The sequence below is a fragment of the Synechococcus sp. H55.10 genome, from assembly GCF_047502715.1.
Taxonomy (GTDB): domain Bacteria; phylum Cyanobacteriota; class Cyanobacteriia; order Thermostichales; family Thermostichaceae; genus Thermostichus.
Genome location: NZ_JANSJJ010000296.1, coordinates 1 through 505, shown reverse-complemented (window position 1 = coordinate 505; position 505 = coordinate 1). Strand labels below are relative to the sequence as shown.

General features: G+C 59.2%; 1 protein-coding gene. It reads right to left on the bottom strand.

Annotation, left to right across the window (positions count from 1 at the left end; all coding sequences use genetic code 11):
- Positions 1 to 296, bottom strand: a 296-nt coding sequence (gene sbcD / locus NW858_RS13360; RefSeq protein ID WP_414520680.1) for an exonuclease subunit SbcD, incomplete at its 3' end; no start/stop codon positions are given.
- Positions 297 to 505 lie beyond the last annotated feature (209 nt).

Genomic DNA, 505 nt, shown 5'->3' with positions numbered 1-505 from the left:
TGCCCGTACTGGTCGTGGTTGCCCACCAGCAGAACGGTCGGGATCCCGGCATCGGCCAGGCGGCGAAATTGTTGGGCAAAGAGCTCTTGGTGCAGAGGCGGCGGCGTCGCATCCGGAAAGGCATCGCCCCCAAACAGCACCAGATCCACAGCCCGATCGAGGGCACGATCAATGCACAGGCGCAAAGAAGTGACAAAATCCTCCAAACGCGTGTTCAGCCCCGTAGCCGGGTTGATGGAACCGTAGGCCAAGCCACTGCCCAAATGAATATCGGAAAGATGCAGCAGCTTTACCATCTCAAACAGCCTTAAAGCCCTTCCAGCCGTTGCCCTCACTCCTGCCCGCCATTGCCTGCGTTGCCAACTTTTGGATTGGCACCTCCCTCGGAGTCAGATGAGGAATTCCCGCTGAAGCTAAGCCTGTCGGCGCGGCCTGGCTCGATCCAAACGCAAAGGTCGGCCCATAAATTCCTGGCCGTTGGCGACGTCGATGGCCTCCTCTTCCT